Consider the following 19879-nt stretch of genomic DNA (forward strand, 5'->3'; position numbering starts at 1 on the left):
GGTGATCGTCGATTTCGACGGCCGCGAGGTGGTCTACCCATACGGTGAACTCGACACGCTGGTCCCGGCCTACGCCACGACCATCCACAAGTCGCAGGGCTCGGAGTACCCGGCGGTGGTGATCCCGCTGGCCATGCAGCACTGGACGATGCTGGCGCGGAACCTCCTGTACACGGGCGTGACGCGCGGCAAGCGGTTGGTCGTGCTCCTCGGGCAGCGCAAGGCGCTGGGCATCGCGGTCCGCGGCGGCAACACACGGCCGCGGTGGACCAAACTGCGCCAGTGGCTAGCGCGTGAAGCTTGATGTTCGTGGGGACTGAGGCGAGAGGTTTGGAAGAGACAATCGTCCCGAAACAAGGGTGCCATAGGAGCGGACAGAGTCCCTGCCGACGCAATGTGGACGCGTAATAGCAAGCTGCGGAATAACTGCCCAATCCGTCCAATTTCATGCTACAAAACTACTAAGATTTGTTGTAATGTGAAATCGAGCGGCCGCTGTTTATATGATAAAATAATTTAATTTGCTGTTTTAATAGCCCATGCAACAAAAATTAGCAGCGCATTAAGTGAAAGATCAGTTATCTAAGTCGCTGCGGACCAGTTTAAGGAAGGACAGGGCGGCAGCTGATAGCGGGCGCCCAGGGCTTCCCAGTACAGTGACCGAGAACGTCACAGTCGGCTGCAATCTCCGCACGACAACCTGTCCCTTTAGGGCCCTCACAGTGACAGCCTCCGCTACAGCGAAGCCGAGGCCAGCGGCGACCATGGCACAGGCGGCTGCCGCGTTCTGCGTCTCCGCGACAAGGCGAGGCACGACACCGTTGACAGTGAAGAGTTCGTCGACCTGATCGCGGAGGCGGTACTGCCGACCGAGTGAGATGTAGGGTTCGTCATGCAGCTCAGAAAGCGGGATCGCCTTGTTCCGCGTGAGGCGATGCCCGGGTGGCAGGACAACAAGTCCAGGTAGGTCGATCGGCGGTGCTGCGACGAGGGCGCTTCGGCCGACCGGCAGGGCAAACCCGAGGTCGGCATTGCCGGCCTGCACCAAATCATGGACCTCACGCGAACTCGCCACCACGAGCGATATCCGCACCGGCTGCACCTCCCGGGCGAACTTAGCTAGCAGCCGCGGAATGAGCGACAGACCCATCAATGGCATGGCGGCGACGCGCAACTCTCCGCTTCCGACTCCCCGCATATCGTCGATGGTGCGATCCAGGTGGTCGGCGGCCGCAAACAGGGTCGCGACGTCGCCCTCCAGCTTCACGGCTTCCGGCGTCGGCTGAAGGTGGCGGCGCGAGCGATCGAAGAGCGGCAATCCGGTCTCGTCCTCCAGGCCGCGCAGCAGCTTCGTGACGGCCGGCTGTGAGAGGAACATCCGCTGCGCCGCACGGCTGACCGAGCCGCTCTGCATGACTGCGCGGAATGCTTCCAGCTGGCGAAGCCGGCTCGGGGTCATCCAAAATCCTGCAACTCGCTACTGAAAGGAATGAAACGACAAAAATTATGAATTTGCGTCCCTCGTCAAGAGATCGCACGCTGTAAAGCATTCGGGGCTGGAAATTCGCGGAGATGCTCAGGCCGGAAGCGACGTGCTCGTTTTATGCCCATGAATAGCTTTCCGATTGCTCACGGAGGCAAGCAATGTTGCGGTCGACACTAGGTCTCTTTACTGCGACGGCCACCGTGCTCAGCATGGCGGCCTCCTCGGCCGCGGCCGAACAGCGCCTGACTGTTGCCGGCTACGGTGGCAGCTATGAGCAGGTCATGCGCTCCAGCGTGATCCCGGCTTTCGAACGTGAGAACAATGTCCGGATCGACTACCTGACCGGCAACTCGTCCGACAATCTCGCCCGCATGCAGGCGCAGCGCGGCAATCAGACCATCGGCGTCGCCGTGCTGGACGACGGTCCGATGGTCCAGGCGGCCGGGCTCGGCCTCTGCCGCCCGCTGCCGGAGACCACCCGGGACGCCGTGTACCCGATCGCCCGCCTTGCGAGCGATCAGGCCGTCGGCACCGGCTTCGGCTTCACCGGCATCGCCTACAACAAGGATGTCTTCGCGCAGAAGAACCTACCGGTCCCAACGTCTTGGATGGACCTCGCCCGGCCTGAATACCGGCAGCACATAGCCATCCCGGGCATCGACAATACGTACGGCGTCCACACCCTGGCGATGGTCTCGCGCATCAACGGCGGCAGCGATTCCGACATTGCGCCGGGCCTCAAAGTGCTGCGCCAGCAGATCAACCCGAACGTCCTCGCCTACGAGAGCAGCCCGGGCAAGATGAGCGAGATGTTCCAGTCCGGCGAGATCTGGCTCGCAGTCTGGGGCTCCTCGCGGGTCGCAGCGATGCAGCAGGCGGGTTTCCCCCTGGCCATCGTGCGGCCGAAGGAGGGATCGGTGGTCCTGATGACCGCAGGATGCGCCGTCACCGGCAGCCCGGAGCCCGCCCTGGCCGACAAGTTCCTGGCCTATATGATCTCGCCGGCCGTGCAACTGGCCTTTGCCACCCAGTACGGCGCCGGACCGACCAACCCGGCCACCAAACTGCCCCCCGAGGTCGCCAACCGGGTGATCTACGGTGAGGATCAGGTGAAGAGCCTCATCGGGCTCGATTGGGATGTGGTGAACCGCAACCGCGCTGACTGGACCCGCCGCTGGCAGCGCGAGGTCGAGCGCTGATGGCCGCCCCGCATTTCCTCACCCTCGACCGAATCGGCAAGGATTACGGGGCTTTCACGGCGATCCGTGAGGTCAGCTTCTCGGTAGCCCCGGGGGAGTTCCTTGGCCTGCTCGGCCCCTCCGGCTGCGGCAAGACCACCACGCTGCAGATGATAGCCGGTTTCGAGGCCCCGAGCCGCGGCCGCATCACGATGGATGGGCGCGATCTGACCACGGTGCCGGCGGCCAAGCGCGGCATCGGGCTGGTGTTCCAATCCTACGCCCTGTTCCCGCACATGACCGCGGCCGAGAACGTGGCGTTCGGCCTGGAGATGCGTCGGGTGTCGAAGGCGGAGCGCATAAAGCGCGTCGCTGAGGCGCTCGATTTGGTCCACCTTGCCCATCTCGCCGACCGCTTCCCGCGGCAGATGTCGGGCGGCCAGCAGCAGCGGGTCGCACTAGCGCGCGCCCTAGTAATCGAGCCACGCCTGCTTCTCCTCGACGAGCCGCTCTCGAACCTCGACGCGAAGCTGCGCGAGGAAATGCAGGTCGAGCTGCGCGAACTCCAGCGCAGGATCGGCGTCACCACGATCCTGGTCACGCACGACCAGTCGGAGGCGATGGCCCTGTGCGACCGCGTGGCGATCATGCAGGGCGGCCGCATTGTCCAGATCGATGCACCGTGGCGGGCCTACGACGTCCCAGCGGACGACTTCGTCGCCGACTTTCTGGGACGCAGCAACCGCCTGCCCGCCTGCGCGGGGGGCGGCCAGGCGGAAGCTGGGGGGCATCGCTTCGCACTGCCGCCGGACCTGGCCGATCGCCAGGGCGACATCCTGCTCACCATCCGGCCGGAGCGCCTGCGCATCGGCAATGATGGGGCCGCAGGGCTCGGCGGGCGGGTGCAGTCGCGCCTCTTCCTAGGGGGCTTCTGGCTCTACGCCGTCGAGACGGCGCTCGGGAGCTTCGCCGTGATGCTGCAGAACACCGGCTCCGTGCCGCACGACGAGGGTGCCCCGGTGACGCTAGACTGGGATGCCCACAGCCTGCGCCGGCTCGAACGCGCATGAACGGCCGGAGTAACCTGACCCCTGCGCTTCTCGCGGCGCCCTCCCTCGTCGTCTATGCCGGCGCGCTGCTGCTGCCGCTCGGTGGCGTGCTGCTCCTCAGCCTGCACGGGTTCGATTTCGAGAAGGGCATCCTGCCCGGCTGGGGCCTGGAGAATTACCGCGACCTGCTGACCGATAGCCTGTTCGCAGAATCGCTGCTGCGGACTCTGCGTATCGCACTCTGGACCACGGCGATCTGCCTGCTGGTTGGCGTGCCCGAAGCGTGGATCATCTACCGCATGGCTCCGCGCTGGCGCGGTGCGATGCTGCTGATCGTGGTCGGGCCGCTGCTCGTGTCGGTGGTCGTGCGCAATTTCGGCTGGATGGTGCTGCTCGGCACGACCGGGCTCGTGAACCAGGTACTGACGATCCTCGGTGTGCCAGGCGCGCCTTTCCGCCTGATGTTCACCGAACTCGCCGTGGTGATCGGCCTGGTGCACGTGATGGTGCCCTTGGTGGTTCTGTCCGTGTGGGCGAGTCTCGGTCGGCTCGATCCGGTGCTGGAGCGCGCGGCCTTCAGCCTTGGGGCGAGCCGTCTGACGGTGTTCCGCCGCGTCGTCCTCCCGAACGTCATGCCGGGCATCATGGCCGGTGCCTTGATGGTGTTCTGCCTGTCGGCCTCGGCTTTCGCGACCCCGGCCATGCTCGGGGGAAAGCGCCTCAAGGTCGTGTCGAGCATGACCTACAACGAGTTCCTGAACACGCTGAACTGGCCGCTCGGCGCTGCGCTCGCGACGCTGCTGATGGTGGCGATCCTCACCGCCACGCTGATCTGGACACGCTTCGTTGAGACGCGGGCCATGCGCCGCCTGGGCGAAGTCGCGGAAGGTGGCAAGGGAGGAAGCCGGGCATGAGCCGCAACGGTCCCCTGGCGCTGGCCTTCCACGCGCTGTTCCTCACCTTCATCCTGGCACCGCTGCTCGTGGTGATCGGCGTATCTTTCACCGGGGAGGGTTACCTCGCCCTGCCGCTCAACGGGCTCTCCCTGCGCTGGTGGCGCGCGATCGGCGACAACCCGCGCTTCCTGGAGAGCTTTTGGTTCAGCTTGCGCCTCGGCGTGACGGCCGCCACGCTATCCGCGCTGATCGCGGTGCCGGCAGCTCTGGCGATCGCCCGGTGGCGCTTCCCCGGCCGCGGGGCTCTGGTGGCGATCCTCGCCTCGCCGCTGATGATCCCGCACGTGGTGCTGGGCGTTGCGCTGCTGCGCTTCTTCTCCGGCTTTGGCCTCTCGGGCAGCTTCGCGGGCTTGGTCACCGCGCATGTCATCGTGATTACCCCCTACATGCTGCGCCTCGTCGGGGCCGGCCTGTCGGGTCTCGATCCGCGGATCGAGCGCGCCGCAGAGAGCCTCGGGGCCTCGCGCCTGACCGTGTTTCGTCGGGTGACCCTGCCGCTGATCGCCCCGGGCGTCGCGGGGGGCTGGATCCTGGCCTTCGTCACGAGCTTCGACGAGCTGACGGTTAGCCTGTTCCTGGCTTCCCCGTCCGCCAACCCGCTGCCCGTGCAGCTGTTCAACTACATCGACCAGATGACCGACCCGCTGGTCGCGTCCGTGTCGGCGGCCCTGATCCTCGGCACCGCCCTGGTCCTCCTGGTGCTCGATCGCTTCTACCCGATCGACCGCCTCCTCACCGGGGAGCGCCGCGCATGATCTCGGCAACACAGACGCTGCAGGGCGAGACGCGCGACGCCATCGTGGTCGGCGGCGGACTCGTGGGCGCAGCGATCGCGTACGGGCTGCAGCGGCAAGGCCTGTCCACGCTGATGCTGGACGAGGGCGACATCGCCCACCGGGCCAGCAGGGGCAATTTCGGGTTGATCTGGGTCCAGTCGAAGGGCCTGGGCGCACCCCATTACCAGCACTGGACCCATGGCTCGGCGAAGGCCTGGCCGGGGCTCGCCGAGGATCTGTCCGAGGCCACCGGCATCGGCGTCGGCCTGCACCAGCCGGGCGGCCTGCATTTCTGTTTCTCGGACGCGGAGATGGCGCAGCGCGACGCGCTGATGGGCCAGCTCCGCAGAGAGGCCGGCAATGCCGGCTACGAATATCGCATGCTGAGTGTCGCGGAGCTGCGCGACATGGTCCCGGGACTCGGGCCCAAGGTCGTGGGTGCCTCCTGGACCCCCTACGATGGGCATGCGAGCCCGCTGCATCTCCTGCGCGCACTCCACGCCGCGTTCCAGCGGGCGGGCGGCCATTACCGACCGAATGCCCGGGTCGAGGCCGTCACGGCGGCGCCCCACGATTTTTCCGTCAGCCTTGGCACGGCGATCGTGCGGGCGCCCCGGCTCGTGCTGGCCTCGGGGTTGGGCAACGCCGACCTTGCACCGCTCGTCGGCCTCGCCGCTCCGCTGCGGCCCGAGCGCGGCCAAATCCTTGTCACGGAACGCACCCGCGAGGTGCTCGCTCTGCCGACCCACGTCGTCCGCCAGACCGACGAGGGCTCGCTCCTCCTCGGAGACAGCAAGGAGGACATGGGCTTCGACACCCTGAGCCAGACCCCCGCGATCATGCGGGCCATCGCCCAACGGGCGGTGCAGACCTTCCCGTGGATCGCTGAACTGAACATCGTCCGGGCCTGGGCGGCCCTGCGGGTCATGTCGCCCGATGGGAAGCCGATCTACGACGAGTCCGAGCGCTGCCCCGGGGCGTTCCTGGCCAATTGCCATTCGGGCGTGACCCTGGCGGGGGCGCATGCGCACCTGCTCGCCCCGATGATCGCAGCCGGCGCGCTGGCGCCGGAGATGTCCCCCTTCAGCGCGAGACGGTTCGATGTTCAGAAGGCGGCCTGAAGCCCGCCCCGCCCCGCGGGACCGGCTGGTGGACGTGTACGTGGCCGGCGCGGTGGTCCGCGTCCCCGAGGGCGCTTCCGCCGCCGCCGCGGTGCTGCTCTCCAGCGCCCCGGCGATCCGCACGACGCCGGTAAGCGGAGCTCCGCGCCTGCCCTATTGCATGATCGGCATCTGCTTCGATTGTCTCGCTGAGATCGACGGCGTCGCCAACCGCCAGGCCTGCCTGGTCCCGGTGGCGCCGGGCATGCGCATCGAGCCGCAGCAGGGACCGCGCGCAGCCCGGCCCGACCATAATGCCCCGGAGGCCGCATGAGCTACGATCTCGCTATCGTGGGCGCCGGCCCAGCCGGCATGGCCGCCGCCATTGAGGCCACCGCGCTGGGGCTCTCGGTCACCGTGCTCGACGAGCAGGCTGCCCCGGGCGGGCAGGTGTTCCGCGCGGTGGAATCCGCCTCCGGCGACCCGGCCCTCGCGGGCGAGTTCCTGGACGCCGGCGGTGCGCTCACCGCGTCATTCCGGGGCGTCACGACGATCGCCTATAGGCCTTCCTCGACGCTGTGGCATCTCGCGCCCGACACAGGAGCGCTCTCGTTGAAAGCCGGTGGGGCTTCGTCGGAACTCGCGGCCCGGCGCGTGCTGCTGGCCACCGGCGCTCAGGAGCGACCGGTGCCGATCCCCGGCTGGACCCTCCCCGGCGTGATGAGCGCCGGCGCGGCCCAAATCCTGCTGAAAACCGCCGGCGCCGTCCCGCAGGGCGCCGTGGTGATCGCCGGCCAGGGACCTTTGTGCTGGCTGCTGGCGGTCCAGCTTCTGCGTGCCGGGGTCGGGCCGCTGACGCTGCTTGAGACCGGTGCCGGCGGCGCGCTCTGGGATGCGTTCCGCGCCGGCGGCCTTTGGACCGGCCGCCGGCTCCTCGGTAAGGGCGTTGCGCTCGTCCGGGAGGCTAAGCGACGCGGCCTTCAGGTCGTGCGGGGCGTACGCGACCTGAGGGCGGAGGGCGACGCGCACGTCCAGGCGGTGCACTGGCATGGAGGTTCGCTGCCTTGCGACACGCTGCTCCTGCACGAGGGCGTGATCCCGTCGACGCACATCACCCGGGCCCTCGGCCTTGACCACGATTGGAACGCGCGGCAGCTGTGCTGGCGGCCCCGCCTCGACCCCTGGGGCGCCACCAGTCACCCGAACGTGGCAGTCGCGGGCGATGGCGGCGGCATCGGTGGCTGGGAGGCGGCGGTTGCCAGCGGCCGGCTGGCGGCTATCGACGCGGCCCACCGCCTGGGGAAGCTCGATGCCGCGGCCCGTGATGCGCGCGCGGCGGCCCCACGCATTTCCCTGCGTTCCGCGCTGTCGCTGCGACCCTTCCTCGACCGGCTCTACGCCCCTGCACCGACTGTGCTGGCGCCCGCGGACGACACCATCGTGTGTCGCTGCGAGGAGATCACCGGCGGCCAGATCCGCGAGGCCGCGCGGCTCGGCGCCACGGGGCCAAACCAGGTCAAGGCGTTCCTGCGCGCTGGCATGGGCCCCTGCCAGGGCCGCATGTGCGGGACTGTGGTCGCCGGCCTGATCGCCGAAATCCGCGGGGCCTCGATGGAGGAGGTCGGCGCGCTCCGGCCGCGGGCGCCGTTCAAGCCGATGACCGTCGGCGAGCTGGCGCGGGAACCGCAGGACGCGGCCGCGTGAGCGCGCCCGTGGCGCTCCGGATCTGCGTGCTGGGCGGCGGTCCGGCTGGGAGGGCAGCCCTGGCCCGGCTGCCGGGGGCCGTGCTGATCGCGCGCCCGCAGGCGACTGGCTGGCATGCCGAGCCCGGGATCCTCTGGATCGAGAGCGCGGGCCGCGTCCGGCCGGAGCCCTTCGACCGCCTACTGGTCTGCGCCGACGAGCCCCTGCTGCTGGCAAGCCTCGGCTGCGCCTTCACGGAAGGCCACCTCGTCGCCGACGGGGCGGGACGCACCACCGTCCTAGGCATATCGGCCGCCGGCCGGGTGACTGGCGCGGACTCGGCGGACGCCGCGGCAAGGCAGGGGGCTGCCGCTGCCAAGGCGCTGATGGCGGGGTCTGCCGCAGCCCCGTTCCCGGCGTCGCTTCCGGAGTCTAGCGGAACGGCGTGGCTGGATCCGTTCGACCTCGCGGCGCTTCTGGAGCGTCCCGCCGATCCGGCCCGTGATGCGCGGTTGCGCGCGCACGGCATCCTTGCGGGTCCGGTCCGGCCGGCCCGGCCCGTCAGCCTCGCGGCGCTTGCGAGTTTCGTCGCGGAGGCGCCGGAGCCGCATCCGCCGCAGCTGGACGGTGGAGAGCTCGCATGAGGGAGTCTGACGTCCTCGTGGTCGGCGGCGGGCTTCACGGCCTCTCTGCCGCCCTGCATCTCGCCCTGCGCGGCATCCGGGTCCGCGTACTGGAAGCGCAGCAGGTCGGCGCGCACGCGTCAGGCTACTCAGCCGGCGGCGTGCGCACCTTGGGCCGCCACGTCGCCGAGGTGCCGCTCGCGCTGGAAGCCCTCGACCGATGGCATCGCATCGCCACTCTGGTGGGCGAGACCTGCGGCTTCCGCAGCGTCGGGCAGGTGCGGGTGGCCGAGACCGGGGCCGAACTTGCCCGCCTCGCCGAACGCGCGGCGCAGATGCAAGCGCTGGGATTCCGTCACGAAGAGGTCGTGGATGCCGAAACTCTGCGCGGCCTGCTGCCGGCCGTCGCCGGTCACGTGGTCGGCGGCCTGATCGCGCGGCGCGACGGCTACGCGGTCCCACTCCGGACCACGCAGGCCTTCGGCCGCGCAGCGACAGCTGCCGGGGCGGAGATCCTGGAGGGCGTGCGCGTCTCCAGCGCCGAGCGGCTGGACGGACGCTGGATCCTGAAGAGCCGGGACGCGGACGCTTATGCGGCCCCGTATCTCGTCAATGCGGCCGGTGCCTGGGGCGGACGCCTTGCCCGGGCGGTGGGCGAAGCAATCCCGCTCGGCTTCAACGCCTTTCAGATGCTCCTCACCGACAGTCTGCCGCCGTTCCTGACACCCGTGGTCGGCGCGGCCGGGCGGCCCCTCTCCTTCAAGCAATCCGAGAGCGGACACGTCATGATCGGCGGCGGCCACAAGGGCCTGGCGGATCTCGACACCGGTCAGGTAAGCCTAGACGTCCCGCGTCTCGCCTATTCGGCGCGCACAGCCCTCGATCTGTTCCCGATTCTCCGCGACGCGCGCATCGTGCACGCCTGGGCCGGCATCGAGGGCGTCACGCCGGACGAATTGCCGGTGATCGGCCGCTCGGCGGTCGCGGATGGGCTCGTGCACGCCTTCGGCTTCTCCGGCCACGGCTTTGCCCTGGCACCGGTGATCGGCGACATCGTCGCTGACCTCCTCCTCGATGGACGAACCCGCTTCCCCATCGAGCCCTTCGCGCCCGACCGCTTCAGCCGGGCCGCCACCGGCTCAAGCCCCCGGGGTGCCCTAATGCAGCCAGCCGGCTGAGCCCCGTTTCCACAGAGAGGACCACACTCCGTGATCGACCGTCATATCCGCACGCCCATCATGCACCGCGTCGTCGAGCACGCGGGGGTCCTCTATTTCGGCGGCATTGTCGCCGAGGATCGCTCGGTCTCGATGAAGGGGCAGACCGAGCAGGTGCTGGCGCGCATCGACGCCCTGCTGGCCGAGACCGGCAGCGACAAGAGCAAGGTCTTGACGGCTACGCTCTACATCACTGACATGAACCTGAAGGACGAGATGAATGCGGCCTGGACCGCATGGTTCGCACCCGAACTCCTGCCGAGCCGCTCGACCATCGGCGTCGCCGAGCTCGGCCCCAACGTCCTGATCGAAGCCGTGATCACGGCCGCGAAATAGCGGGTTCCCGGCTTCGCTCCCGTATGGCGATCAAGGCCGGGACATGCCGCGCTGGGGGGCCTTCCAGCCATCGGCGGCCTACGCGGTGGGTCGGCATCAGGGCAGACGCCGTCTCCTCATAGTTCGTCCGTCGTCCGGCCGCGGAATGGGCCGGCCCGTCAAACTCCGTTTCAGACGAGGGTCCAGAAGTTTCCGACTGCCATCAGCGCAACCCAAATTTCCGCCGGACCAGGACGATGCAAACCAGGCTGACGCTGGCCGCGAACATCAGGAAGAAGCTCGGGGCGAGCGCCGTATGGGTGATCGCGATCAGGCTCTCGATCCAGAACGGCGCAAAGCCGCCGAACAGCGTTACACCGACATTGTAGCTGATGTTCATGCCGGTGCTGCGCGTGCGCGTAGGGAAGATCTCGGCCATGAGCGCCGGAAGCGCTGCGCTGTAGCTCGCCTTGAGGCCGCCGATCAGCGCGAGCACCGGCACGATGACGAGCAGCACCGGATAGCTGATCAGCAGCGCGAAGGCTGGAAACATCAGCACGAAGACACCGATCACCACGGCCCGCATGATCGGCGTCCGTCCGATGCTGTCCGACCAGTGCCCGACAAGCGGCGCGACCGTCATCAGCATGACGGCCCCGACGAAGGAGGCCACGAAGCCGATCCAGGAGGGCAGGCCGAGCTGGTTGACCGCGTAGGTCGGCGTGTAGCTGATCATGTAGTTCAGCGCCGTGGAGGTCGCCACGAGCCCGGTCGCCAGCAGGATGTTCAGCCATTGCTGCACGAACAGGTCGCGCACGGGCGAATTGGCCGCCTCCTCGGCGGTTGCCTCGAACTCGGGGGTCTCCTCGATGTTGCGACGGATGTAGAGGCCGACGGGACCGATCAGCAATCCGAACGCGAAGGGCAGGCGCCACCCCCACGAACCAATCTGGTCCGCGCTCAGGGTGGCGCTCAGGATGACCCCGGACAGGGCCGCCATCACGCTGGCCAGGCCCTGGCTGGCGAACTGGAAGCTCGCGAAGAACCCTTTTCGCGCCGGACCGTGCTCGACCATGAAGGCGGTGGAAGCACCGAACTCGCCGCCGACGGAAAACCCTTGGATCAGCCGCGCGGCGAGCACGCCGATCGAGGCCAGGATTCCGATCGACTCGTAGGACGGCATCACCACCATCATGGAGGTGCCGACCATCATCAGGACGATCGACAGCATCAGCGCCGGCTTGCGGCCAACCCTGTCGGCGTACAGACCGAGCACGATCGCACCCAGCGGACGCATCAGATAGGAGATGCCGAAGCTGCCGAGCGCGAGCAGCAGCGAGGTGGTCGGGTTGCTGGTCGGGAAGAACAGCTTCGAGATCGTGACCGCGAAATACAGGTACAGGGTCAGGTCGTAGAACTCGAGGGCGTTGCCGATCGAGGACGCGATCACCGCCTTGTACATCTGTGACGCGTCGCGGGAGGGTGTTGCGCGCGCGGCCGCGACCGGTGCTGACATGATGAACCTGATGCTGGTGCGGGGCGACAAAGGTTGCAGCCCAGCGCGCTCGTGAGCGCCGAGCCGTCGTCCATTCCGGTGGCGGGCGTTCTAGAAACCGCCCGCGTGACCGTCCTTGCGGGGGTCGGAGCCGCCGACGTAACCGCCCTCGATCCGGCGCACGAGCTGCGCGCCGCCGAAGCCGAAGGCGGAATCCGGCGGCTCGCGCACGAGCTCGTGGCCCCGCGCCTCCAGCTCGCCCAGCACCGCGGCGGGGAAGGCGGTCTCCACGGCGACCTGCAATCCGGCGACATGGCGCCAGCGGGGCGCGTCGACGGCGGTCTGCGGGTCCTGCCCCCAGAGCTGGGTCCGCACGAGGACCTGCACGTGGCCCTGCGCCTGGATGGGTCCGCCCATGAAGCCGAAGGCCATCAGCGGCGCCCCGTCCTGCATGACGAAGCCCGGGATGATCGTGTTGAACGGGCGCTTGCGCGGGCCGACCTGGTTGGGATGGCCTTCGGCCAGGGTGAAGCCGTATCCGCGGTTCTGCAGGCTGATGCCGGTCTCCGGCACCACCACCCCGGAGCCGAAGCCCGAATAGTTCGACTGGATGTAGGAAACCATCATGCCGCCAGCATCGCCGGTGGCGAGGCACACGGTCCCGCCCTCGTTCGGCGCCCCGCGCCCGAAGACCTGCGCGCGCCGGCGGTCGATCAGGGCCGCCCGGGAGGCGAGATAGGCAGGATCGAGCAGGTGGTCGTGGGTGACCTTGGTCATGTAGCGCAGGTCGGCCGCGTAGGCGTAGACGTCCGCGAAGGCGAGTTTCATCGCCTCGATCTGCAGATGGAGCGCGTCCGGGCTGTCTGCGGAGAGGTCCGCGAGGCCGGTCGAGCGCAGGATCCCCAGCGCCATCAGGGCCGCGATGCCCTGCCCGTTCGGCGGGATCTCGTGCAGGCTCGCGCCGCCGAAATCCTGCCGGATGGTGCCGCACCAATCCGTAGAGTGCTCCGCCAAGTCGCTCTCGTCGAGGGCGCCGCCATGCTGGCGGGCGAAATCCGCGATCCGGTGCGCCAGCTCGCCCCGGTAGAAGGCCTCGCCCCGCGTCTCGGCGATCAACCGGAGCGTGCGGGCATGCCCGGGGGCCCGGAACAGCTCGCCGGCAGCTGGCGTCCGCCCGTCCGGCATGAAGGTCGCCGCGAAGCCGGGCTGGGTCTTGAGCTCCGCTGCGCCCCGCCGCCACAGCTCGGCGATGACTGGCGAGACCAGGAAGCCCTCTTCCGCGTAGCCGATGGCCGGCTCGAACAGGCGCGCGAACGGCAAGCGGCCGAAGCGCCGCGACAGCTCCACCCAGGCCGAGACCGCGCCGGGCACCGTGACGGTGTCCCAACCGCGATGCGGAAACGCGCTGTGATGGGCGAAGCGCTCCGGCGTCCAGCCGGCCGGCGAGCGCCCGGAGGCATTGAGCCCGTGCAGCTGGCCCTCGTGCCACAGGATACAGAAGGCGTCCGACCCAATGCCGTTGCCGGTGGGCTCGACCACGGTCAGCGCGATGGCCGCGGCCAGGGCCGCATCGAGGGCGTTTCCGCCCTGGTGCAGCATCATCAACCCGGCTTGTGTGGCAAGCGGCTGCGACGTGGCGACAAGGTTACGGGCGAAGACCGGCGAGCGGCGAGAGGCGTAGATCGCATCGTGTCGGTACTGCATCATCGGCCTCGTGAATGCGCCCGTCCCGTGGAACCTGGCTTGGCAACTCTTGTACCTCTTACGCTGGTCCACGTTGTGTCGCATTTCACCACTCACGGATGACCTTGCCCCCAATCACCTCGTCATCCTTATTCGAGGGTCAGCATGGATGGCCCATCCATTCGCCCGCCTAGCGTTCAGCCTCTACGCCCTGCCGGGCGGGCCGCCGCAGCGCCCGGGTCTACTCCGGGTGGCCGCGGACGAAGGCAGTTGCATCCAGACGGAGGTCTGGGCGCTGCCGCCCGCCGCCTTCGGCGATTTCGTGGCTGCCATCCCGACGCCCCTCGGCATCGGCACCCTGTGGCTCGCCGACGGAACAGCACAGAAGGGCTTTCTCGTCGAGGCGGCTGGCGTCGCAGGTGCGGTCGACATCACGCAATTCGGTGGCTGGCGCAGCTACGTGGCCGGTGCCGCCGCGGCCTAACAGACCTGCTGCTTCTATGAAGTCCATGGACACAAAGGATCGGCCACGCACCTTGCTATGCCAAGGCCGACGATCCTGATTGATCTGAATAGCCTGTCTTGGCTAACTCACGCGATAAGATCGCGGTGCGCGCAGTGCCTGTGCAGCCAAGTCCTGGCGTAGCCGCACAAGGGTACAATCCGCTCACCGCTTGCCCGGGCCTGAGCCACCACGCCTTCCATGAGCCGTCCAGCAGCTCCGGTGCCTCGCAAGGCAGGTGGTGCGTAGACGTAGCTGATGATGAGGCAGCCTGCTTCGCGCTGATAATCTGCGAACACAACTGCATCTCCGGCCCCCAGCTCGAAACGGCTTTGGTCGACGTTGTTGCGCACCAAGTCCGTCATGCTCTTCCCTCGCCTCACATCCAGCGGAGCGCGTTTTACCACCTCCAGCCGGATTGAAACGCCATAGCTGTCGTCGGTGTCCGGCCTATCACTCCATCTCCAGGCCACGATAATCGGCCTGGATTTGCATGCTGTGGAGATTGTCGGGCTGGAAACGCTGATCGGCGGCTTGGGTGCCAGGCTCGCCATCCCGATCATCTAACAGCGCGACTATCCGCTCTACGACATCGAGCGCGAGCTCCGCGAGCTGCTCGAACTCTTCTCGCGGAATTGCTTTGGCCATCACCCGACGGCTGGTGGGAAATGGAACGACATTGCTCATGATCAGCCCCAGGCCTTCACGGCTTCCATGAGGAGATCGCGATCCCGGATCGCCCCCTCGCATAAGATCTCGTCCTTGATGCGCAGGCTTAGAGCTTCGTCGCGCTGCCAGGCGTCCTGAGGCTTTCGGAGGCGCACCTCATCGGCGATGCGGTCGCGGATCAGGGCCGCACGCTCGGCTTCCTGCTCCGCAATCTTGCCAGCCATATTTGCGGATACGCCGTAGATCGGGTGGCGAGTTTCCGTGAACGGCTGACAGCTGACAGCGAGCCAGTGGAGATGAGTCGCCTCGAACACGTCGAACAGGTTGCTGAGCTGGCAGATATCGAGGCCGCTCAGTTCCACCGCGTCAGCCTGCGTCTTAGCCAACGGCATGGGTTGAGGCGCAGCCGGCTCCTCGGCTTTCCGTCTCAGAACGCGGGCGGCCGAAGCACCTACGTCGGCAGCCCGCTCGCGCAGGGACGTCCGCGGGCCAGCCGGTGCCTTCCTGGAGGAGGATTTGCTCATGGCCCCCTCCTCACGCGACAGGGAGGTAGCCGTAGGCGAACACGCCCCCGGCGATGATGAGGGTAGCGGCCAACGCCTCGCCGGCGAGGTCCAGGAAGTGTCGAGCACGGACGTGCGCCGTGTCGGGGCGAACAGGAGCCACGGCCTCCCACGGCTCAATAGCGCCAGGCATCGGCTCGTTCGGCAGGATTGGGGAACGGCGTTCGCTTGGAAGCTCGCGGACTGTGCCGATCACGACCGGCCGGCGAATTGGGACTGGCTGGCTAAAGTCTGGGATGTCGGCGAAAAGCCGAGAAGGCGAACGCGGGCGTTCACCGGCGCGAGCCGGTGCTGTAGGCTTACTGGTAGCCATGATCGTCTCCGAAGGACGTGTCTGGTCAGGGCCGGGAACCAGGCTGCAACCTTGTCCCGGCCCGTATTTTGTAATATCATCTAATGCATGGCGTCAATAGATGATATTGGAAAAAGAAAACGCGGCCGCCCGGCGACGGACGCAACGCCTGTTCTGGTCCGGCTGTTGCCGACACAAATTTCGCCTCTTGATGCGTGGATCGCTGATCAGCCAGAGCCAAAACCATCGCGGCCAGACGCAATCCGCGAAGCCCTCACCGAGCACCTGAAGGCGAAGGGCTACCTGAAATGAAGGGCTCTCACGCTGAGCCCGACAAGCTGGTCGAGGTCGCCAGGCTCGCGACGGCAATCGCCGACCGCATTCTCGAACAGCATGCCGCCGGGACGACGATTCCGCCGGAGCAGTTCATCATGATGGTCCGGGCCGCTCGGATGCTTCAGGACAATCGGGCTCCCTGGCCGCCGGCAGTGGAGCAAGTTCTGATGGAAGTCGCCAAGCGCGCCGAGCAAGCCGAGGAAACACTCGACGCTTCCCCGGCCGCGTCTGTCGGCGACGAGGTCGTGGGGCACCTATCGCAGTTCCTCGGCGCCGTTAAGCGTCACGTCGGGGCCAGCAGATGAACACAGCATCGCTCGCCGTCACAGACGGGCCCATCAGCCGAGGATATGTGCAGCGCCGCGAGGATCTGGAGGGCGCCACTTGATACGCATAGCGACCGCATCTGCAGATCCACGTCCCGAAACCGAAGAAGTCGATCCACCGATGGCAAATGACGACACGCTCGCGAAGGCCCTGGCCAGCGTGAGGCATCAGCGCGAGACCCTTGAGGTTGAGTACGAGCGTGTGAGCGGCGAGCTGACGAAGCTCCGCATGGCCGAGCGGTCGCTCGCATCGATCGTTGAAGGCAAGCCGATGGACGAGCCAGCTGATGATCAGCCGAAGCGCCGCCGTGCCGCCGCGGAAGATGGTCAGTCTCGTGCTGGCCGCGGGCCCCGCGGGCCTCGGGCCAACTCTGCCAAGGGTCGGCTGAAAGCGCTCCTGGAGGAAGCCGGCCCTGATGGCCTGACGCACGCTCAGATCACGGAGCGTCTGGAGGACGTGGCAGCCAACACCCTGGCCACATACCTCAGCGTGATGTCGACGAGCGGCGAGCTCGAACGCCATGGCGATACCTACCGTACCGGCACTCCTGCTGCGGCCACGGCGAACCAAGCCTCGGATAATGAGGACGAAGGCGATGCCGAGGACGAGGAGGGTAACGGAAAGGCTGAGGCCGCCGAGTAAGGCCATCCATTCGTCCGCTTCCCGTAAGAGACGTAGATCGCGCCTGCGGGCCAGCGATGGCTACACGGGTGCAAGGGCCTGTAGCTCAATGGTTAGAGCCGACCGCTCATAACGGTCTGGTTGCAGGTTCGAGTCCTGCCGGGCCCACCACCCCATCCGCCGCCTCGTGGGGCAGGGGCTATTGAGGTTCTTCACAGCGAACCTCTCCCTCCTGCAGCCGTGTGAATTGCGCGGCATCGCCCCTGAACCTAACGCTATTTCCTCATGAGTCGCGCAAAGACGATCGAGCCCTATATGACATACGGAAGTCGGCAGGTTCGGTACGGAAAGCGAAGTGGGCAGCAATGAGCCGCCATTATGCGAAGGCGCCGATTGCCGAAGCGGTTATCGATGTTCGATCGGTTCCCGGGCCTGACGTCACTGCGGCCTCGTTCGATGAGCTTGTCCATCGATTGCGGAGCCAATTTTCGGTTGCTGCCCCAATCCAAAATTATCAGTTCGGGTTGGCCCACGAAGCTGGACAGGCTGTTCAGTTTCATGGTGCTCACGCGGAGATCGGACGCCGACTTCAAACCACAGAGGCCAACCGCGTACTCCAGCTCAAGGTCGATGGTTTTACATACAGTTGGCTTCCGCCATATTCAACGTGGGAGGAATTTCGTGATGAAGCCAAAAGTCTTTGGTCGGAATATGTTAAAATTGCCGCCTGCTCAGCTATAAATCGCGTAGCAATTCGCACAATTAATAAGATTGAGTTGCCCCCGGATCCAGGCGTAAGTTTGAAAAAATACTTCAATTTGCATCCGCAGGTCCCGGACTCAATAAATGGAATTTCTACATTTTTTATGCAAATACAAACTGCAATGCATGACTGTACAGCTGATGCTCGTGCAATCATAAATTTCGGTGGAAATGCCTTCTCGCCCGAAACTCCGCCCGAGGTAGTCTTGGATCTAGACGTGTTTGTCGAGCGCGTAGGATTTTTAGAGAAGGATATCTGGGAATGCCTTGATGGACTTCGAGGTTGCAAGAACAAGTTGTTCGAATCTTGCATCACAGACGAATTCAGGGCATTAATATCATGAGTTATGCCAACTATAGAGAGCGTAGCGCGCTTCCGTTTTTAAACTTGCAGGGAAGTTACCTTGCTGGTGCTCAGTCAGCCCAAAGCTACATCGTGCCAAACGTTGCGCGTCTCCAATCCAGTCACGAGCGCAAGAGATTGAACGTTCTTAGATCTTATAAAGACAATTGGGACGGCAGGGGGAGTCTAGCTGCAAGTCAGATTGCAGTCTCGCTCGCAATTTGGTGGGTTGTCGAGTTTAATAATCTTGCCACCTCGACAAGGCCATGGATACATCCGCACATAAGTTTAAGTGAAGATGGCGATGTGGTTTTCGAATGGTGGCTTAACGAAAAAAAAATAACCATTTATATTAATGAGGGTCGGGCCCTTTATCTGAAGGTCTGGGGCGAAAACATTGATGACTGCATGGAAGAGGGGGAGTTGAGGCGCGCTTCAGACTTTTCAGCTCTTTGGTATTGGCTCTTCTCATAGAAAAAACATGACCCCCACGAAGGTCGAAAATGATGAGTTTTTGTATCGCTCTATACGCGCAAATCCGTCGGAGCCCGAAGAGTATTCTTATGCTAGTGGCAAGCTAATTATTTCTGTCAGCGCATTTAATGACCGAGGCAATAAGCCGTCCGTGGATCGATCTTTGCTTCGCGACAAACCAGAAGAAGCAAAGAAGAACAGCTCCGATGGGGTTGCGGCTCTCCTAGCTGAGGATGTCCGCAATATAAAGGGAGTTAAAGTTACCGCGGAAAGAACCGATGAAAGAACCTATTACGTTGATGCTATCCATCGCCCTCTCTTGGCCGATCCGGTCAATTTGGCCCATTGCCAAGTAGAGTGCGACCCAGAGTTAGCCAATCCAAGCCGGTTCAGAAAAATCAAAGAAGCTTTGGCCATCATCGCTACGAAGCATGGATTTGTTATTGATCCTGCGGAATCAGCGGCTAGTGCGAGCTCTGCGCCTACGCAGTCCGATGTTGTCCGGACGGAAATCGGCGGGGAAGCACGTTAAAGGCTCCTACGCATACCCTGCTGACAACTGACATTATAAAACATTGCCGAGCCTACTCCGCCTTCGCCATCTGCCGCCCGTGCTTCTGCACGATGTCGCGAAAGAGGTTGTCACCTCTTGGCTGCGCGTTGGCGTGACGCAGGAACGGACGCTGAAGCGATCGGTTGGCCCCGCTCAATCGACGAGGGCTGCCTCCACCGAGCCTTCGGTCACGGGAGAGCGACGATGGCGAACGCAGGTAAGCACGGGATGCATCCCGGGACCCAGGGTAAGGGGTCAGGTGCGGGCGCGATGACCGAACTGCCTGAAGGCGTGCTCGGCGAGAACGAGGTTCTCAGCAACCGCGACAAGGCTCAGCACGACGACGAACGCGGTCTTGATAGCAAGACGGTTCAGACTGAGCAGTACCAAGACCACGCTGCCAACAAGACCGGCCCCGACAAGGCAGCCACGCCGGTTGACGGCAACGCCGCGGATACCTGAGATCGCGCACCGCCATGCCTGAGAAGAAGCTGCCGAAGAAGCAGGCGCCGACTAAGTCGAAGCTGGTTGCGAAGGCGCCGGCAAAGGTCGGCATGGCGACCCAGCTGGCTGCGGTCCAAGACCGATACCGTCGCGCTATGATGGCCGCCCTCGATCAACCCTATCGAGAGCAAGGCGATCAAATCCGCGCTGCATTGGCGACGCTCCTAGCTGAGAAAGCTGCGCTGGGCGTCAAAGACGGCGAAGAGGCCGCAGAGGCTTCCGAATAGCCTTTCAGCACCGCCAGCCCGTGATCAAATCGGGCGGCGTCGCGTCTCGCTGGTTGAACGACCGCCAGTTCCTGTGACGGCTAAACTCGCACACAGACGGTTTACCGCTACGTGCAACCCTGCGGAACGGGTCCTCGCACCAAGC

General features: G+C 65.6%; 25 protein-coding genes, 1 tRNA gene and 1 pseudogene. 20 read left to right on the forward strand and 7 right to left on the reverse strand.

The window, feature by feature from the left end; genetic code table 11:
* Window positions 1–304 (forward strand): ATP-binding domain-containing protein (locus MKL20_RS09405; RefSeq protein WP_244036456.1); only part of this gene is annotated, 304 nt, incomplete at its 5' end.
* A 270-nt stretch (window positions 305–574) separates the two neighbouring features.
* Here the strand turns inward: MKL20_RS09405 and MKL20_RS09410 are convergent.
* Window positions 575–1459, reverse strand: coding sequence for a LysR family transcriptional regulator (locus MKL20_RS09410; RefSeq protein ID WP_244023352.1), 885 nt, complete (start codon window positions 1457–1459; stop codon window positions 575–577).
* Window positions 1460–1695: 236 nt separating this feature from the next.
* Here MKL20_RS09410 and MKL20_RS09415 point away from each other — a divergent pair, with 236 nt between their 5' ends.
* From MKL20_RS09415 to MKL20_RS09460, 10 genes are read left to right on the forward strand one after another with little or no spacing between them, the layout of a single operon-like run.
* The gene (locus MKL20_RS09415) at window positions 1696–2685 is read left to right on the forward strand and encodes an ABC transporter substrate-binding protein (RefSeq protein WP_244023350.1); all 990 of its coding nucleotides are present in this window, start codon (window positions 1696–1698) and stop codon (window positions 2683–2685) included.
* Complete coding sequence (locus MKL20_RS09420) at window positions 2685–3734, forward strand: ABC transporter ATP-binding protein (protein WP_147907921.1); 1050 nt, start codon at window positions 2685–2687, stop codon at window positions 3732–3734. Before MKL20_RS09415 ends, MKL20_RS09420 begins: the two co-directional genes overlap by 1 nt.
* On the forward strand, window positions 3731–4627 hold the full coding sequence (locus tag MKL20_RS09425) for an ABC transporter permease (RefSeq protein WP_147907920.1): 897 nt from the start codon (window positions 3731–3733) through the stop codon (window positions 4625–4627). The genes MKL20_RS09420 and MKL20_RS09425 overlap by 4 nt, the downstream gene beginning before the upstream one ends.
* Window positions 4624–5424, forward strand: a complete 801-nt coding sequence (locus MKL20_RS09430) for an ABC transporter permease (RefSeq protein ID WP_243954549.1) — start codon at window positions 4624–4626, stop codon at window positions 5422–5424. The genes MKL20_RS09425 and MKL20_RS09430 overlap by 4 nt, the downstream gene beginning before the upstream one ends.
* Window positions 5421–6566 carry an NAD(P)/FAD-dependent oxidoreductase gene (locus tag MKL20_RS09435; protein WP_244036457.1) on the forward strand — a complete coding sequence of 382 codons (1146 nt, stop codon included), beginning with the start codon at window positions 5421–5423 and terminating at the stop codon, window positions 6564–6566. Before MKL20_RS09430 ends, MKL20_RS09435 begins: the two co-directional genes overlap by 4 nt.
* A complete protein-coding gene (locus tag MKL20_RS09440) occupies window positions 6547–6879 on the forward strand; it encodes a (2Fe-2S)-binding protein (protein WP_244036458.1) in 333 nt (110 codons plus the stop codon). The genes MKL20_RS09435 and MKL20_RS09440 overlap by 20 nt, the downstream gene beginning before the upstream one ends.
* Complete coding sequence (locus tag MKL20_RS09445; RefSeq protein WP_244036459.1) at window positions 6876–8249, forward strand: NAD(P)/FAD-dependent oxidoreductase; 1374 nt, start codon at window positions 6876–6878, stop codon at window positions 8247–8249. The genes MKL20_RS09440 and MKL20_RS09445 overlap by 4 nt, the downstream gene beginning before the upstream one ends.
* Window positions 8246–8872, forward strand: coding sequence for a hypothetical protein (locus MKL20_RS09450; protein WP_244023343.1), 627 nt, complete (start codon window positions 8246–8248; stop codon window positions 8870–8872). The genes MKL20_RS09445 and MKL20_RS09450 overlap by 4 nt, the downstream gene beginning before the upstream one ends.
* A complete protein-coding gene (locus MKL20_RS09455; RefSeq protein WP_244036460.1) occupies window positions 8869–10029 on the forward strand; it encodes an NAD(P)/FAD-dependent oxidoreductase in 1161 nt (386 codons plus the stop codon). The genes MKL20_RS09450 and MKL20_RS09455 overlap by 4 nt, the downstream gene beginning before the upstream one ends.
* 30 nt (window positions 10030–10059) lie before the next feature.
* The gene (locus tag MKL20_RS09460) at window positions 10060–10404 is read left to right on the forward strand and encodes a RidA family protein (RefSeq protein ID WP_243961113.1); all 345 of its coding nucleotides are present in this window, start codon (window positions 10060–10062) and stop codon (window positions 10402–10404) included.
* Between the two features lie 202 nt (window positions 10405–10606).
* Here MKL20_RS09460 and MKL20_RS09465 read toward each other — a convergent pair whose 3' ends face one another.
* The gene (locus MKL20_RS09465; RefSeq protein ID WP_244036461.1) at window positions 10607–11899 is read right to left on the reverse strand and encodes an MFS transporter; all 1293 of its coding nucleotides are present in this window, start codon (window positions 11897–11899) and stop codon (window positions 10607–10609) included.
* A 90-nt stretch (window positions 11900–11989) separates the two neighbouring features.
* Window positions 11990–13582, reverse strand: coding sequence for a gamma-glutamyltransferase family protein (locus MKL20_RS09470; protein WP_244036488.1), 1593 nt, complete (start codon window positions 13580–13582; stop codon window positions 11990–11992).
* Window positions 13583–13733: 151 nt separating this feature from the next.
* Here MKL20_RS09470 and MKL20_RS09475 point away from each other — a divergent pair.
* A pseudogene (locus tag MKL20_RS09475) lies at window positions 13734–14045 on the forward strand (allophanate hydrolase); the annotation flags it as partial.
* 107 nt (window positions 14046–14152) lie between these two features.
* Here the strand turns inward: MKL20_RS09475 and MKL20_RS09480 are convergent.
* The 4 genes from MKL20_RS09480 to MKL20_RS32945 all read right to left on the reverse strand — a co-directional run bounded on the left by MKL20_RS09480 (window position 14153) and on the right by MKL20_RS32945 (window position 15398).
* Window positions 14153–14428 carry a GNAT family N-acetyltransferase gene (locus tag MKL20_RS09480; RefSeq protein ID WP_244023337.1) on the reverse strand — a complete coding sequence of 92 codons (276 nt, stop codon included), beginning with the start codon at window positions 14426–14428 and terminating at the stop codon, window positions 14153–14155.
* Between the two features lie 88 nt (window positions 14429–14516).
* On the reverse strand, window positions 14517–14750 hold the full coding sequence (locus tag MKL20_RS09485) for a hypothetical protein (protein ID WP_244036462.1): 234 nt from the start codon (window positions 14748–14750) through the stop codon (window positions 14517–14519).
* Between the two features lie 2 nt (window positions 14751–14752).
* On the reverse strand, window positions 14753–15256 hold the full coding sequence (locus MKL20_RS09490) for a hypothetical protein (protein ID WP_244036463.1): 504 nt from the start codon (window positions 15254–15256) through the stop codon (window positions 14753–14755).
* Between the two features lie 10 nt (window positions 15257–15266).
* A complete protein-coding gene (locus MKL20_RS32945; protein WP_279594639.1) occupies window positions 15267–15398 on the reverse strand; it encodes a hypothetical protein in 132 nt (43 codons plus the stop codon).
* 497 nt (window positions 15399–15895) lie between these two features.
* Between MKL20_RS32945 and MKL20_RS09495 the strand changes: the two genes are divergently transcribed.
* The 8 genes from MKL20_RS09495 (at window position 15896) to MKL20_RS09530 (ending at window position 19734) form a co-directional block, all read left to right on the forward strand.
* Window positions 15896–16228, forward strand: a complete 333-nt coding sequence (locus MKL20_RS09495) for a hypothetical protein (protein ID WP_244036464.1) — start codon at window positions 15896–15898, stop codon at window positions 16226–16228.
* Window positions 16229–16370: 142 nt separating this feature from the next.
* Window positions 16371–16892, forward strand: coding sequence for a hypothetical protein (locus tag MKL20_RS09500; protein ID WP_244036465.1), 522 nt, complete (start codon window positions 16371–16373; stop codon window positions 16890–16892).
* Between the two features lie 74 nt (window positions 16893–16966).
* Window positions 16967–17042: transfer RNA gene (locus tag MKL20_RS09505), tRNA-Ile, on the forward strand.
* A gap of 194 nt (window positions 17043–17236) precedes the next feature.
* A complete protein-coding gene (locus MKL20_RS09510; protein WP_244036466.1) occupies window positions 17237–17977 on the forward strand; it encodes a TIGR04255 family protein in 741 nt (246 codons plus the stop codon).
* Window positions 17974–18450 carry a hypothetical protein gene (locus MKL20_RS09515; RefSeq protein WP_244036467.1) on the forward strand — a complete coding sequence of 159 codons (477 nt, stop codon included), beginning with the start codon at window positions 17974–17976 and terminating at the stop codon, window positions 18448–18450. Before MKL20_RS09510 ends, MKL20_RS09515 begins: the two co-directional genes overlap by 4 nt.
* 7 nt (window positions 18451–18457) lie before the next feature.
* The gene (locus MKL20_RS09520) at window positions 18458–18982 is read left to right on the forward strand and encodes a hypothetical protein (RefSeq protein ID WP_244036468.1); all 525 of its coding nucleotides are present in this window, start codon (window positions 18458–18460) and stop codon (window positions 18980–18982) included.
* A 225-nt stretch (window positions 18983–19207) separates the two neighbouring features.
* Entirely contained in the window at window positions 19208–19465 is a 258-nt protein-coding gene (locus MKL20_RS09525; protein ID WP_244036469.1) for a hypothetical protein, read from the forward strand.
* Window positions 19466–19479: 14 nt separating this feature from the next.
* Complete coding sequence (locus MKL20_RS09530) at window positions 19480–19734, forward strand: hypothetical protein (protein WP_244036470.1); 255 nt, start codon at window positions 19480–19482, stop codon at window positions 19732–19734.
* Window positions 19735–19879: the final 145 nt, after the last annotated feature.

The organism is Methylobacterium sp. E-066 (assembly GCF_022829635.1).
GTDB lineage: Bacteria > Pseudomonadota > Alphaproteobacteria > Rhizobiales > Beijerinckiaceae > Methylobacterium.